Source organism: Marivita sp., from assembly GCF_051251565.1.
In the GTDB taxonomy this organism is placed as follows: Bacteria; Pseudomonadota; Alphaproteobacteria; order Rhodobacterales; family Rhodobacteraceae; genus Marivita.
The window spans coordinates 169,500-182,354 of the sequence record NZ_JBPOFB010000006.1 but is presented as its reverse complement, the minus strand read 5'-3'; the positions used below and the strand labels follow the sequence as shown (position 1 = coordinate 182,354).

The window sequence follows — 12,855 nt, the reverse complement described above, 5'->3', positions numbered from 1 at the left end:
CTTTTGGCCCGTACTATTCCCTATATGGGTCCGCAATACCCATTTTGCCAAGTATCCCGGTCTCTAACCCTTCCATCAGCGTGGCATCCCGGCCACGAATGTGATCATAGCCCAAAAGATGTAACACCCCGTGAACGATCAAATGCGTCACATGATCAGTCAGCGGTTTGCCGCCTGTTTCGGCCTCATGCAGGCAGGTGTCATAGGCGATGGCAATGTCGCCAAGGCTTTCTCTCATCATCGGATCAGGTGGCGGCGGAGCGATCGGCGTGCCGCCGTCCTGTTCTGCGGCAAGATCCGAGGCGGGCCAGCTGAGCACGTTTGTCGGTGTCGGCTTTTCGCGGAATTCAGCATTGAGGTCAGCAATGCGCGCATCATCGCAGGCAAGCAGTGCGACCTCGTACCCCTGAGCAGGAAAGCCCAGATATTCCAATGCGGTAACTGCTGCGCGTTCGGCCAGTGCCTCAAGCCCCACCGCTTCCCAGCGGGGATCTTCGATCACAATGTCAATCAGTGCAGTCACGAATATGCCTTTTTGGAAGCCAGCCCCCACGCCCTCAGAAGGCCATGGAACACGAAAAAGATCAGGGCTTTTCCGCGTCTTTTTCGTAGGCTTCGATGATCGCCGCAACCAGCGGATGGCGCACCACGTCTTTGGACGTGAAATAATTAAAGCTGATCCGGGGGATGGTTTTCAACAGACGCTCCGCGTCCGACAGCCCCGAGGCCACACCGCGCGGCAAGTCGATTTGAGTGCGGTCGCCGGTGATCACCATGCGCGATCCTTCGCCGAGACGGGTCAGAAACATCTTCATCTGCATCGAGGTGGCGTTCTGCGCCTCGTCCAGAACTACGAATGCATTGCTGAGCGTGCGGCCACGCATGAAGGCCAGCGGCGCAATCTCGATCACCTTTTCTTCCATCATTTTGGCAAGCTGTTTGCCGGGCAAAAAATCGTTCAGCGCATCATAGAGCGGCTGCATGTAGGGATCGACCTTGTCTTTCATATCGCCGGGCAGGTAGCCAAGCTTTTCGCCCGCTTCGACCGCGGGGCGGCTGAGGATGATCTTGTCGACTTGTCCGGTGATGAACATGTTCACGCCCACCGCCACTGCAATATAGGTCTTGCCGGTGCCCGCAGGGCCAATGCCAAAAGCCAGTTCGTTGTCAAACAATGCTCGCACATACGCCTTTTGGGCATCGGTGCGGGGTTCGACCAGTTTCTTGCGCGTTTTGATTTCGACCGGACCGCCTTCGAACATCTCCATCTGGTCGTCCGGTGTCACCTCTGGCGGAGATACGCGAAATTCGCGGTCAATATCGCCCGGGCTGACGGTGCGCCCCTGTTCAAGGCGCTGATACAGCGACATGAGAACATCGCGCGCTTCGGCCTGGGCATCGGGTTGCCCGTGGATGGCAAGCTGATTGCCACGCCGCAGGATTTGCACACCAAGGCGGGTTTCGATCTCGGTCAGGTTGCGGTCATATTCGCCGCAAAGATCGATGAGCAAACGGTTGTCTGGGAATTCGATGAGCGCTTCTGACAAGGTGACTGTGGTCACGCGGTTCTCCGGTGCAAGGGTGTCAAGAACAGGGTGTCAAGTTCCGTCACGCAGCGCAACCGGCGATCCTTTGCGTCACAACGCATCCCCGATCAAAGATGTGGAACCGCCTTTGAAATCACCAATCGCCGTGCTGCTTTCGTTGTAGTTTCCAGAACAGACCGGCTTTCCGCGCGGATCAAGGCGTGGCGAAAGATACCCTTCGACACCATCATCAATGATCCAGTGATCACATCCGTTCGGATCAATCCAGATACCGGCCTGAAGTTCGCTGAGCGGCTTTTTGTCAAAACCCCGGTCAAAGCTTTTGTCGGCGCTGGCGCTTTCGCACCCGGCAAGCGCGACGCACGCGCACATAACAATGGCGGCACGGCCCATGTATATCCCCCTCAGCGCAGGCATAGAATTTCCACCCGGCGGTTCTTGGCCATACCTGATGCCGAAGCGTTGCTGGCGATGGGGCGGCTTTCGCCGAATCCCCGCACCGAATAGATGCGCGCACCGGCTTGTTGGGCGACCTGCGCCACGGCACGGGCGCGGCGTTCGCTCAGCGACATGTTGTAGGGCTCGGATGCGCGGCTGTCCGTGTGGCCTTCGATGACGAAGCCATTTGACGGATTGGAAGCAAAGAAGTTGCGCAGTCCGTTGACGCCGCCAGCCGTGATCGCGGCGCTGCCGGTAGAGAACATCTGATCGGTTGGCACAATCGCACATCGGCTGACCTGATGGCACACCGGCGTTCCGTTGCGGCGCAGATGCGGGCTCATGAAGCCCTCAACACCATCGTCCATGACCCAGTGTTCACAGCCGTCCGGATCAATCCAGATGCCTGGGATATACAGTTCACCTTGCTGTGCCGACGCAAGATGCGGCACGGCGAGTGCGATACTCAGTACCAATGCGGACAACCGCCCAATCATTCCCGCATCTCCTGTCGTATAGCTGTGCGAAATGTGCACCTGATTCATGCCTATACTACCAAACAAAGCAGTTCAGGAAAGAGGCAACCGCTACATATCGCGGTTATCCCCAAGATTATGCGTTATTCAGCCAGCACGCCTTCTAGGGAATTGCGCCCCGATCCAACAATCCGAACGCGGCGCAGATCACCCGGCTGAAGGCCCTCCGCCTTGACATGGACCGCATGCAGGTGATCGGATTTGCCCACCATCTGGCCCGGATCGCGGCCCGGCTTTTCGAACAGAACACCAACCTCTTTGCCGATCATCGCGTCCTGAAGTGCCTTTTGCTGTTTGGCAATCAGCGCTTGCAACCGCTGCAGACGCTCATCTTTGACCTCCTCGGGCAGCTGATCGCGCTCTGCTGCGGGGGTGCCGGGACGGGTGGAGTATTTAAAGCTGTAGGCATAGCCATAGTTCGACGCACGGACGATATCCAAGGTTGCTTGGAAATCTTCCTCCGTCTCTTCGGGGAAGCCCACGATAAAATCACCAGACAGCAGCAAATCGGGCCTGACAGCGCGCAGTTTGTCGATAATCGCCAGATAGCTTTCCGCCGTATGCTGACGATTCATCCGCTTGAGGATGCGGTCAGAGCCGGACTGCACCGGCAAGTGCAGGTAGGGCATCAGCTTGGGACAGGTGCCATGCGCCTCGATCAGCTCATCGGTCATGTCGTTGGGGTGGCTGGTGGTAAAGCGAATGCGCTGTAGCCCGTCGATATCGTTCAGCGCCCAGATCAGCCGGGCAAGCGACCAATCACCGCCCTCGCCTGCGCCATGATACGCGTTGACGTTCTGGCCCAAGAGAGTGATGTCGCGCACGCCACGCGCGACCAGATCGCGCGCCTCGGTCAGAACGCGGTCGGCAGGACGGCTGACTTCGGTCCCGCGCGTATAGGGAACGACGCAGAACGCGCAGAACTTGTCGCAGCCTTCCTGCACAGTAAGAAACGCCGTTGGACCACGCTTGGATTTGGGGCGGTTCTTGAGAACCTCGAACTTGTCCTCTTCGGGAAAATCGGTGTCGAGCGCCTTTTCTCCGTTGCGCGTCTTGGCCTCAAGCTCGGGCAGGCGGTGATAGCTTTGGGGACCAACGACCAGATCAACCATTGGCTGACGGCGCATGATTTCTTGGCCCTCGGCCTGCGCCACGCACCCGGCCACACCAATCTTGAGATCAGGCTTTGCCGCCTTCAACCCCTTGTAGCGCCCAAGTTCGGAATAGATCTTTTCCGCCGCTTTTTCACGGATATGACAAGTGTTGAGCAGGATCATATCGGCGTCATCGGGGGTCAGCGTTTCGACATAGCCCTGACCGCCCAACGCTTCGGCCATGCGTTCGCTGTCATAGACATTCATCTGACAGCCATAGGTCTTGATATAGAGCTTCTTCGGTTCGGACATGGGCCTATCCTCCGCGGCAAGGTTCAGGGCGTGGCGATACCGCATGTCACCCCCATCTTGCAATGCACGGTTTTTTCATTGAGTCTGGGGATAAACCCGTAAGAGGTTCGATTATGCGGTATACAGGCCTGAACGATTTCATCACGCGCAGCCCGGCCAGTTTGGCCAAGGGGCCCATTGCGCTTGTCTTTGCCGAAGACGATGTCGAGATCGACACGACCTTGCGGCACAATCTTCAACTTGGATTCACATCGGTGATCGTCTTCATGATGCCCGATTTTGACATTGCGCCGGATATCGAAGACCGCGTGATCCGCGTCGATGCCAATATCGTGCGGGACGGCAACCGCGAAGACATCGTCAATATGATCACCGCCAAGGCCCTCGGCGTGTGGATCTATGTCTGCTACAACGCCGAATACCTGTTCTTTCCCTTCTGCGAGACACGCACCATCGGGGAATTTCTGGCCTTTCACACCGAAGAACGACGCGATGCTATGCTGTGTTACGCAATCGACCTGTATGCAGGCGATCTGAATGCCAATGCCAATGCGGTCAGCATCGAGGATGCCTATATCGACCGATCCGGATATTATGCGTTGGGCCGCCCCGACCCCGAGACGAACCACCCGAAGGAACGGCAACTGGATTTCTTTGGCGGGTTGCGTTGGCGCTACGAAGAACATGTGCCGCCAGAACGGCGCAAGATTGACCGGATCGCCCTGTTCTGTGCCAAACCGGGGCTGGAGCTTCGCCCGGATCACACGTTCAATGATGAAGAATACAACACTTATGCTTGCCCGTGGCACAACAACATGACAGCAGCGGTGGTCACGTTCCGCACCGCAAAGGCGCTCAAACGCAATCCGGGATCGGCGTTTGAAATCAGCACGTTCCGCTGGCACAACTCGGTTCCGTTCGAATGGCATTCCCGCCAATTGCTGGATCTGGGCCTGATGGAATCCGGTCAGTGGTTCTGACGCTTTGTTAAAAGTCGGGTGCAGTTGGGTTCCCCCTGCGCCCGCCAAACCGCCGGTTACAGGTATTCGCCTTGCGGCATACCAAGCACGTGGAACCCGCCATCGACACGGATGATTTCGCCCGTGGTGAAGGCCCCGGCATCAGAGGCCAGATAGACCGCTGTGCCACCGACCGCCTCAAGCGTCGCGTTAGAGCGCAAGGGCGCGTTCTGGTCAGTGTGTTTATACGTCTTGCGCGCCCCCCCGATCGCGGCACCGGCCAGCGTTTTCATCGGTCCGGGGCTGATCGCGTTCACGCGGATACCTTCGGGGCCCAGATCATTGGCCAGATAGCGCACAGACGCCTCAAGCGCGGCCTTGGCCACACCCATCACGTTGTAGCTGGGTGTTACACGGGTCGACCCCATATAGGTCAGCGTCAGCAGAGTGCCGCCGTTTTCCACCATCAGCGGATGCGCGCGGCGTGCCACATCGATAAAGCTGTAGGCCGAGATATCGAGCGAGTTCTTGAAATTGGCACGGCTTGTATTGAGTATGCGCCCCTGCAATTCCGATTTGTCCGAAAACGCAATTGCATGGACCACGAAATCAATCGTCGGCCAGCGCGCGCCCAATTTGTCGAACGCTTCATCAAGCGACGCGTCATCGGTCACGTCCACATCGACCATGAAATCCGACCCGACACTTGCGGCCAAGGGTTCAAGCCGTTTGCCAAAGGCCTCACCTTGGTAGGTAAAGGCAAGCTCGGCCCCGGCTTCGGCCATCGCCTTGGCAATGCCCCACGCGATGGAGCGTTCGTTGGCGACGCCCATGATCAGGCCACGTTTGCCCTGCATTTGTCCTGACATATTCACCCTGTGTATTTCGACAAAAGCATTGAGCCGTTGGTGCCGCCAAACCCGAATGAATTGGTCATGACTGTATCCAGCCCGGCGTTTTCCACCAGCTTGGTTGCGATTTCTTCGGGCTTGAGCGCGGGATCGAGCGTGTCGACGTTGATCGACGGGATGATGAAATCGTCGCGCAGCGCGAGCAGGCAATAGATCGCCTCTTGTGCGCCGGTGGCCCCTTGGCTGTGACCCGTCATCGATTTGGTCGAGCTGACAGGCGGTGTGCTGCCTTCGCCGAACACGCGGCGGACCGCTTCGATCTCGCCAACATCGCCGACCGGGGTCGAAGTGCCATGCGCATTGATATAGCTGACCTTGCGCCCTTCCGGCAGCGTCCGCAGCGCACCGCGCATCGCGCGTTCGCCACCTTCGCCCGAGGGCGCAACCATATCGGCGCCATCGGATGTGGCGGAAAAGCCGGTGACTTCGGCATAGATCGTGGCCCCGCGCGCCAATGCGCGGTCCAGCGATTCAAGAACAACGATCGCACCGCCGCCGGAAATCACGAACCCGTCGCGGCCCGCATCAAAGGCACGCGAAGCTTTCTCGGGTGTGTCGTTGTACTTGGACGACATCGCGCCCATGGCGTCGAAGAGGCAGGACAATGTCCAGTCCAGCTCTTCACCGCCGCCTGCGAACATCACGTCCTGCGTTCCAAGCGCCACCTGCTGCGCCGCCATGCCGATGCAATGCAGCGACGTGGAACATGCAGAGGTGATCGAGAAGTTCATGCCCTTGATCTGGTAGGCGGTCGCAAGATTCGCGCTTACTGTCGAGGACATGGTCTTGGGCACGGCAAACGGACCGATCCGTTTGGTGGCACCTGTGCTCAGCACGGACTGATGCGCCACCAGCATAGCACTGGTGGACGGGCCACCGGACCCGGCAATCAGGCCGGTCATCGGGTTCACCACATCTTCCGGCGTCAGGCCAGCATCGGCAATCGCCTGGCCCATCGCAATATGGGCATAAGCGGCACCGGGACCCATAAAGCGCAGTGTGCGCTTGTCCACATGTTGGGACACGTCCAGGTCAATCGCCCCGGCCACCTGCGACCGGAACCCATGTTCCGCCATATCGGCATTTGCGGTGATCCCAGAGCGGCCTGCCTTCAGGCTCGCGGCCACTTCGTCGGTATTGTTCCCAATGGATGAAACAATCCCCAATCCTGTCACGACAACACGGCGCATCACGGCTCCTTACAATTGTTGCAGGCGTGTGTAGGGGAAGGTGGGGGGTAGGAGCAAGCAGAATGGAACGGCGGTGCCCTTGGCGGGTTTCCGTTCATATATTGTGCATCCCGACTATGATCGGACACGGCGGCAATTGTTTTTTGGCAAACACCTGAAACGCAGGCTGTCTTGCGGTGCGCGCTCTTGTGCCCGTTGGATGAAATCAGGACACAGGGCCAAGATTCGCAATTACGACTTCGGGGACCGACATGACAGACCAGCCGCGCCTTCAAGACCGTCCAGACTGGCTATATCTGCTGCGGGACTACTACGAGCTTTACCGCCGCCTCTCGGCGGGGGGCAGCGCCAAAATCCGCAGCCACCAAAAAACCGTCCGCGAAGGAATAAGCCGTGTTATCAAATCGAACGCGGTCGTGACGGAACACACCGCGGTGTCAAAACCCGTGACCGCGCATTGGCGGCGCGCGTTGGACAATGGGCGGATGGAACGCCATGCGCCCTTTATCCGGGCGATCGAAAGCGTGCAGCACCATTTCGTCTGGCAATACGGCTATGAAAAAGTGCCGCGCGGCCTGGAACGGAAATACGCCTATGCCGAACTGGTTGGTCCCACCGGCCCTGTGATCACCGACGAGGTGATCCTTGGACTGGTGTTGTTTGCCCCAGGCTGCACCTATCCGGCGCATGCGCATGACGGGATTTCGGAAAGCTATATCTGCCTGTCGGGTGCGGTGTCAGAGAATGACCAAGGCGTTTATGCACCCGGATCGTTGATCTTCAATCCACCCGAACAGCGCCACCGCATCACGGTTGCAGAGCAAAACCCTGCACTGTTGTGTTATGCGTGGACAGGCATGCGCGAAAAGTTGGCGAACCAGAAAATGGTGTTTTCACGTGCGCCAAAGAAATAGCGCGCGGGCCAGTCAAAAGGCTTAGCTTTCCGACAGGGCCACTTTCATGTCCTTGACCTGATAGATCACGTCACCGTCCGCTTCGACGATGCCGTCAGCGACACCCATCGTCAGGCGGCGGGTCTGGATGGCCTTGGTAAAATCGACCTTGTAGGTCAGCTTCTTGCGATCCGGGCGCACCATGCCGGTCAGCTTCACTTCTCCCACGCCAAGCGCATAGCCCCGCCCCTGCCAGCCGCGCCAGCCAAGGTTGAAGCCCGTCAACTGCCACAGGCCATCAAGGCCAAGACAGCCAGGCATGATCGGGTTTCCCGGAAAGTGGCAGTTAAAGAACCACAGGTCGGGAGTGATGTCGAACTCGGCCACCACATGGCCTTTTCCGTGTACCCCACCATCGCCGGAAATATCAGTGATCCGGTCCATCATCAGCATTGGCGGTTCGGGAAGCTGTGCGTTGCCCGGGCCAAACAGCTCTCCGCGGGCGCATTTCAAAAGGTCGTCGCGGTCAAAGCTGCGTGGATATTCGGTCATATTGGACAAGGCTCCCGGAAGGATTGGCGAAATCCCAACCCCTCTATCACCCTGCACGTTCACCCTGCAAGCCCACCCGCCCAGGACACCTGAGACAAGATGTTGCAAGAAATTTATTTGAACTGCGAGTGGTTCGCACACTATATAAGTTTGAGAGCAGGAGCATATTTGGCATGTTGTCACCAACAATCGAACGCGGAACCGAATGGCTATCCAAGGGCGGTGTGCGTCCGACGCGGCAACGCGTTGCCCTTGCGTCGCTTTTAGTTGGGGACGGCAAGAACCGTCATGTGACTGCGGAAAGCCTGTTCGCCGCCGTTCAAGACATTGGCGAACAAGTGTCGCTTGCCACTGTCTACAACACGCTGCGCGCCTTTTGCGACGCTGGCCTCATGCAGGAAGTGACGGTTGATGGTGCGCGCAGCTATTTCGACACGAACACCCATGATCACCCGCATTTTTATTGGGAAGACGAAGGCCGTTTGACCGATGCGCCTGCGGACGAGCTTGAAATTGCACGCCTTCCCCGACCGCCCGAAGGCGCCGAGATTTCCAGTGTCAATGTCGTGATCAAACTGCGCCGGACCTGACCGATCCGTGCGTCACAGCGCCGAACAGTCAAACACCGTAATATCGAATTCCAGGAACAACGGCTTGCGCGCCTGGTAATCCCTTACCCGGTCGCATCGGTTGAGCAGGTCATCGTAAAAGGTACGAATAAAGCTCGACCTGCTGTCCTGTCTGAGAAAACTGAAATTATTGGCGATGAAGATATCGAAATCTTCGGCCACCCACCCGTCAAGCACCCATTCATCCGGCTGGATCGGCCACGCGTGCGGCTGCACCGGGAAATCCTCGTTTCGGGTTTCATCGGCTTCGAGGCCTGACATGGCGAAAGGGGTATTGACCCAGTAGATCGCATTCTCGGCGTCATCGGTCAGGATACGCTCTTGCGCGATTTCAGGCATCTCGATGTTGTATTTTGCGCCCAAGCGGTCGAGGCGGTCAATTTCCATCTGCTGTGCAGCTTGGGTCTGCGGCACAGGCAAGGCAAGCCCGGTTTGCACTTTGGCACCGGGATAGGTGTCTGCAAGATAGGCCGCCAGTTCAACGGCAATGGGTGTGGCGCGCGCCTGCTGCACCACATTGGCAGTCCCTGCCCCCATGATCCCAAACCCGGCCACGGCCGCAGCGACGATGATCGCCCGCGGCACCCCCACATAGGCGCGGACCATGTCCATCAGAACCAGCGCCGCCAGAAGCAGCATGATGTAAAGGTTCGGCAGGAAGAGATGTTCCGGCTGACGGGTGCCCACAACCAGCGAAATGGTAACGATCGACACAAGATTGGTGACCCAGATCGCCAGCAACGCGTCGCGCTTATCCAACTGGCACGTCTTGGCCAAAAGCCAGACCGGGACAATCGCCGCCAGTGCAAACAATACCGGGTTGAGACCCGTTACGGCATCGCCGAAAATCCCGAAAGTCACAGGCAGGCCAATGCCAAACGGATCATCTTCGCGCACCGACATCACGGCCTGAATTTTCTGAAAGGCCAAAAACCCTTCGATATCCAGCAATATCCCGACATTCATAATCGGCCACAGGATCAGCAAAACCAAAACGGATCGGGAAAAGGATTTTATCGCGGTTCCAAATCCTTCGCGGCGGGCCAGGATAACGATCATGCCAATCGCCAGTGGTGCCAAAACCAGCAGGGCGGATTGCTTGAATCCAAAAGCCAGGGCAACGGTCACCCCGATGATCAAATCCCAACGGCGGATATGAACGGCATCAATCCGCATGAGAAACGCCCAGACAACAGCAACACACGCCACCGCAAGCCCGGTGTCGCCTTTGGCAATATGCGCCATGAACACGGCCAGCGGAAACAGCGCGGCAAAGCTGCCCACGGCCAAGGCATATCCGTTTGTCAGCCCAACACGGCGCGCAAAGGAAAAGAACAACGGCGCGCTTATCGCGCCAATCACGGCTGTGACATACCGCGCCGTGACGTAAAACGGGGTTGGATCGTCGAAATAGACCTGCCGAAATTCCTCTACGCCCGACCACATATCCGTCAACAAACCAATCACAAACAAACCAGCAAAAGCCACGCCATTCACATAATTGAAAAACGGTGGGTAAAAATGCTGCGTTGGGATCAATTGCCCGGTCAGAAACCGCGCGGAATCGTTGACGCGTTCGTCGCCATTGAAGAACCCGAAATCGGCCCCGGCTGCGCGAAAAAACACGGCCACCGCGAACAAGCCCAAGCAAATCACAAAATTTGCCGCTTTTTTGTCGGAATTAACCATTAGCGTTTAGGTGTCCCTAGATGAGCAGTTGCCAAAACCCGTGATGAGTGATCGTAAAATAGCAGTCGCGCTGCACAAAAAGCAGTTTACCCTGAATTTTCAACATTTTTCGCTGTTTTGTTGCGAAACGTGGGTACAATGACGGCCATGTCAAAGATCGTTTCCCAGCCTTCACAAACAAACGCGTTGGATCTTTTTGTTGATCTGGACGGGACGCTTATTGCCGGGGATATCGCGGAAGAATCACTTGCCCATGTGGCGCGGGATCAAAAAGCCTTGCTTGCCGCCATTCGTGCCTATTTTTCCGGTGGGCTGGCCGGGATCAAACGCGCACTTGCGATCTCTGCCGCCCCGGATGTCACAACGCTGCCCTACAGGGCAGAAGTGCTCGATTATATCCGCACAGCCCGTACTGAGGGACGGCGCGTTATTCTTGCCACGGCCGCCGATATCACCGTCGCGCGCGCGGTCGCCGACCATCTGGGCCTGTTTGACGATGTGATCGGCACCGAACCGGGGCGCAACCTCAAGGGAGAGGCCAAGCTCAAGGCGATTGAGGCGATAGCCCAAGGCCCGTTTGAATATCTTGGGGACAGCACTGCGGATATCCCCATATGGAAAGCCGCACAAAAATCCGGCTTCGTCGCACCCAGCGGTGGGGCCCGTCGGCACATGGCGTCAGAGCCGGGTTCCGTGTCCCTGCATGTTGAAAAAGACGTGTCTACCTTGGGTGCGTTGATGAAGGCGATGCGCCCGCATCAATGGGCCAAGAACGTTCTTGTGTTCGTACCGGTGCTGTTTGCGCATGAATATGTCTATCTTGAGGTCATGCTGGCCGGGCTGATGGCCTTTGTCTGTTTCAGCCTTTGCGCATCGGGCGTTTACCTGATCAACGACATGGCCGACATTCAGGCTGACCGCAAACATGCCACGAAGCACAAGCGCCCGTTTGCGGCAGGCCAACTGTCGATCAGGCTTGGCATCGTCGCGGCCAGTGCGTTGCTTGGTGGGGCAATCCTGATTTCGTTCCTCTTTGTAAACGTCCTGTTCGGGCTGGTGCTGACCGGCTACGCGATCCTGACCACGGCCTATACGTTCTGCCTCAAACGGTTTTCTACGATTGATGTTGTGGCACTGTCATTGCTCTACACTGTGCGGATTCTGGCAGGGTCGGCGGCAACGCTGCTCATGCCAAGTCCTTGGTTGCTGAGCTATTCGCTCTTTTTCTTCCTAAGCCTCGCCTACATGAAACGCTATATTGAGCTTGACGGGTTGAACCCAACGAAAGAAGATGAACGCTTGCCGTCGCGCAATTATTACGCGTCCGAGCTTCAACTAGTCATGACCTTCGGGATCGCCAACGGGGCATTGTCGATCCTGACACTGGCGCAATACGTGAACTCGACCTCCGTCAATGTCGCCTACGCCACGCCCTATATGCTTTGGCTGATCGTACCGATCATGATGTTCTGGACCTATCGCAGTTGGACTTGGGCGAGCCGGGGTAAAATCGGCGATGACCCCGTGGTTTTCGCGCTGAAAGACCAGATCAGCCGTATCTGCGTTGTGACCATCCTGCTTATCATCATCACCGCGCGCATCCTGCCAATTCATTGGGGCGTCTCATGACCTGGGGTGCGTTTGCTCTCATATTTGCAAGCGTGTCTCTGTCAGCCCTCGGTCAAACCGCGTTCAAAGTTGGTGTTAGCAACGTTGTGACACCCGCGGCGGCAAACGTTTGGATCAAGACGCTTGGCATGGTGTTTTCGCCCATGGTGATGCTGGGTCTGGCGCTTTATGGCGTGGGCACCGTGTTCTGGCTTTTTGCGCTGCGCCAGCTTGATCTGTCACTTGCCTATCCGTTTGTGGCCATGAGCTTTGTCATGGTGGCCGGGTCAGGGATGCTGTTTCTGGGCGAACCGGTGCAAACCAGCCGCTTGATCGGGCTTGGACTGATCATCGTGGGCCTTTTGGTCATGGCGCGCGGCGGTTAAATTAAATCTTCCCCACTTCATGCAGCTATCCAAGAATACCCCTTCACTTCTTGAGAGGTGAGTTTTTTCCGGTTAAACTACTGATATTTATCCGAAAAATTCTGAACCAAC

14 protein-coding genes are annotated in these 12,855 nt (G+C 57.3%); 5 read left to right on the top strand and 9 right to left on the bottom strand.

The window, feature by feature from the left end; genetic code table 11:
* Positions 1-13 precede the first annotated feature (13 nt).
* The 5 genes from ybeY to miaB form a co-directional block, all read right to left on the bottom strand.
* Positions 14-523 carry an rRNA maturation RNase YbeY gene (ybeY, locus tag ACSHXH_RS10740; protein ID WP_435671788.1) on the bottom strand — a complete coding sequence of 170 codons (510 nt, stop codon included), beginning with the start codon at positions 521-523 and terminating at the stop codon, positions 14-16.
* 61 nt (positions 524-584) lie between these two features.
* Positions 585-1,562: a PhoH family protein gene (locus ACSHXH_RS10735; RefSeq protein ID WP_435671787.1), complete on the bottom strand. Its 978-nt coding sequence runs from the start codon at positions 1,560-1,562 to the stop codon at positions 585-587.
* A 75-nt stretch (positions 1,563-1,637) separates the two neighbouring features.
* A complete protein-coding gene (locus ACSHXH_RS10730) occupies positions 1,638-1,940 on the bottom strand; it encodes a hypothetical protein (RefSeq protein WP_435671786.1) in 303 nt (100 codons plus the stop codon).
* Between the two features lie 11 nt (positions 1,941-1,951).
* Positions 1,952-2,482 carry an OmpA family protein gene (locus ACSHXH_RS10725; RefSeq protein WP_435671785.1) on the bottom strand — a complete coding sequence of 177 codons (531 nt, stop codon included), beginning with the start codon at positions 2,480-2,482 and terminating at the stop codon, positions 1,952-1,954.
* 122 nt (positions 2,483-2,604) lie between these two features.
* Complete coding sequence (gene miaB, locus ACSHXH_RS10720; RefSeq protein WP_435671784.1) at positions 2,605-3,927, bottom strand: tRNA (N6-isopentenyl adenosine(37)-C2)-methylthiotransferase MiaB; 1,323 nt, start codon at positions 3,925-3,927, stop codon at positions 2,605-2,607.
* 113 nt (positions 3,928-4,040) lie between these two features.
* On the opposite strand from miaB, the gene ACSHXH_RS10715 reads away from it, so the two are divergent.
* Entirely contained in the window at positions 4,041-4,907 is an 867-nt protein-coding gene (locus ACSHXH_RS10715) for a hypothetical protein (protein ID WP_435671783.1), read from the top strand.
* 56 nt (positions 4,908-4,963) lie between these two features.
* On the opposite strand, the gene ACSHXH_RS10710 is transcribed toward ACSHXH_RS10715, so the two are convergent.
* Together ACSHXH_RS10710 and ACSHXH_RS10705 are read right to left on the bottom strand one after the other, a co-directional pair.
* On the bottom strand, positions 4,964-5,755 hold the full coding sequence (locus ACSHXH_RS10710) for an enoyl-ACP reductase FabI (RefSeq protein ID WP_435671782.1): 792 nt from the start codon (positions 5,753-5,755) through the stop codon (positions 4,964-4,966).
* A gap of 2 nt (positions 5,756-5,757) precedes the next feature.
* A complete protein-coding gene (locus tag ACSHXH_RS10705; RefSeq protein ID WP_435671781.1) occupies positions 5,758-6,987 on the bottom strand; it encodes a beta-ketoacyl synthase N-terminal-like domain-containing protein in 1,230 nt (409 codons plus the stop codon).
* A 251-nt stretch (positions 6,988-7,238) separates the two neighbouring features.
* Here ACSHXH_RS10705 and ACSHXH_RS10700 point away from each other — a divergent pair, with 251 nt between their 5' ends.
* Complete coding sequence (locus tag ACSHXH_RS10700; RefSeq protein WP_435671780.1) at positions 7,239-7,901, top strand: dimethylsulfonioproprionate lyase family protein; 663 nt, start codon at positions 7,239-7,241, stop codon at positions 7,899-7,901.
* Positions 7,902-7,922: 21 nt separating this feature from the next.
* On the opposite strand, the gene fabA is transcribed toward ACSHXH_RS10700, so the two are convergent.
* Positions 7,923-8,432 carry a bifunctional 3-hydroxydecanoyl-ACP dehydratase/trans-2-decenoyl-ACP isomerase gene (fabA, locus tag ACSHXH_RS10695; RefSeq protein WP_435671779.1) on the bottom strand — a complete coding sequence of 170 codons (510 nt, stop codon included), beginning with the start codon at positions 8,430-8,432 and terminating at the stop codon, positions 7,923-7,925.
* 173 nt (positions 8,433-8,605) lie between these two features.
* Here fabA and irrA point away from each other — a divergent pair, with 173 nt between their 5' ends.
* Positions 8,606-9,022, top strand: coding sequence for an iron response transcriptional regulator IrrA (gene irrA / locus ACSHXH_RS10690; protein WP_435671778.1), 417 nt, complete (start codon positions 8,606-8,608; stop codon positions 9,020-9,022).
* Between the two features lie 12 nt (positions 9,023-9,034).
* Here irrA and ACSHXH_RS10685 read toward each other — a convergent pair whose 3' ends face one another.
* The gene (locus tag ACSHXH_RS10685) at positions 9,035-10,750 is read right to left on the bottom strand and encodes a hypothetical protein (protein WP_435671777.1); all 1,716 of its coding nucleotides are present in this window, start codon (positions 10,748-10,750) and stop codon (positions 9,035-9,037) included.
* A gap of 147 nt (positions 10,751-10,897) precedes the next feature.
* On the opposite strand from ACSHXH_RS10685, the gene ACSHXH_RS10680 reads away from it, so the two are divergent.
* Positions 10,898-12,379, top strand: coding sequence for a UbiA family prenyltransferase (locus ACSHXH_RS10680; RefSeq protein ID WP_435671776.1), 1,482 nt, complete (start codon positions 10,898-10,900; stop codon positions 12,377-12,379).
* Between the two features lie 32 nt (positions 12,380-12,411).
* Positions 12,412-12,744, top strand: coding sequence for an EamA family transporter (locus tag ACSHXH_RS10675; protein WP_435671775.1), 333 nt, complete (start codon positions 12,412-12,414; stop codon positions 12,742-12,744).
* Positions 12,745-12,855: the final 111 nt, after the last annotated feature.

Excerpts from the sequence above, each read along its gene's own strand:
- ACSHXH_RS10730 (WP_435671786.1), bottom strand. The coding sequence starts at position 1,940 with ATGGGCCGTGCCGCCATTGTTATGTGCGCGTGCGTCGCGCTTGCCGGG.
- ACSHXH_RS10725 (WP_435671785.1), bottom strand. The coding sequence starts at position 2,482 with ATGATTGGGCGGTTGTCCGCATTGGTACTGAGTATCGCACTCGCCGTG.
- miaB (WP_435671784.1), bottom strand. The coding sequence starts at position 3,927 with ATGTCCGAACCGAAGAAGCTCTATATCAAGACCTATGGCTGTCAGATG.
- ACSHXH_RS10715 (WP_435671783.1), top strand. The coding sequence starts at position 4,041 with ATGCGGTATACAGGCCTGAACGATTTCATCACGCGCAGCCCGGCCAGT.
- ACSHXH_RS10710 (WP_435671782.1), bottom strand. The coding sequence starts at position 5,755 with ATGTCAGGACAAATGCAGGGCAAACGTGGCCTGATCATGGGCGTCGCC.
- ACSHXH_RS10705 (WP_435671781.1), bottom strand. The coding sequence starts at position 6,987 with ATGCGCCGTGTTGTCGTGACAGGATTGGGGATTGTTTCATCCATTGGG.
- ACSHXH_RS10700 (WP_435671780.1), top strand. The coding sequence starts at position 7,239 with ATGACAGACCAGCCGCGCCTTCAAGACCGTCCAGACTGGCTATATCTG.
- fabA (WP_435671779.1), bottom strand. The coding sequence starts at position 8,432 with ATGACCGAATATCCACGCAGCTTTGACCGCGACGACCTTTTGAAATGC.
- irrA (WP_435671778.1), top strand. The coding sequence starts at position 8,606 with ATGTTGTCACCAACAATCGAACGCGGAACCGAATGGCTATCCAAGGGC.
- ACSHXH_RS10685 (WP_435671777.1), bottom strand. The coding sequence starts at position 10,750 with ATGGTTAATTCCGACAAAAAAGCGGCAAATTTTGTGATTTGCTTGGGC.
- ACSHXH_RS10680 (WP_435671776.1), top strand. The coding sequence starts at position 10,898 with ATGTCAAAGATCGTTTCCCAGCCTTCACAAACAAACGCGTTGGATCTT.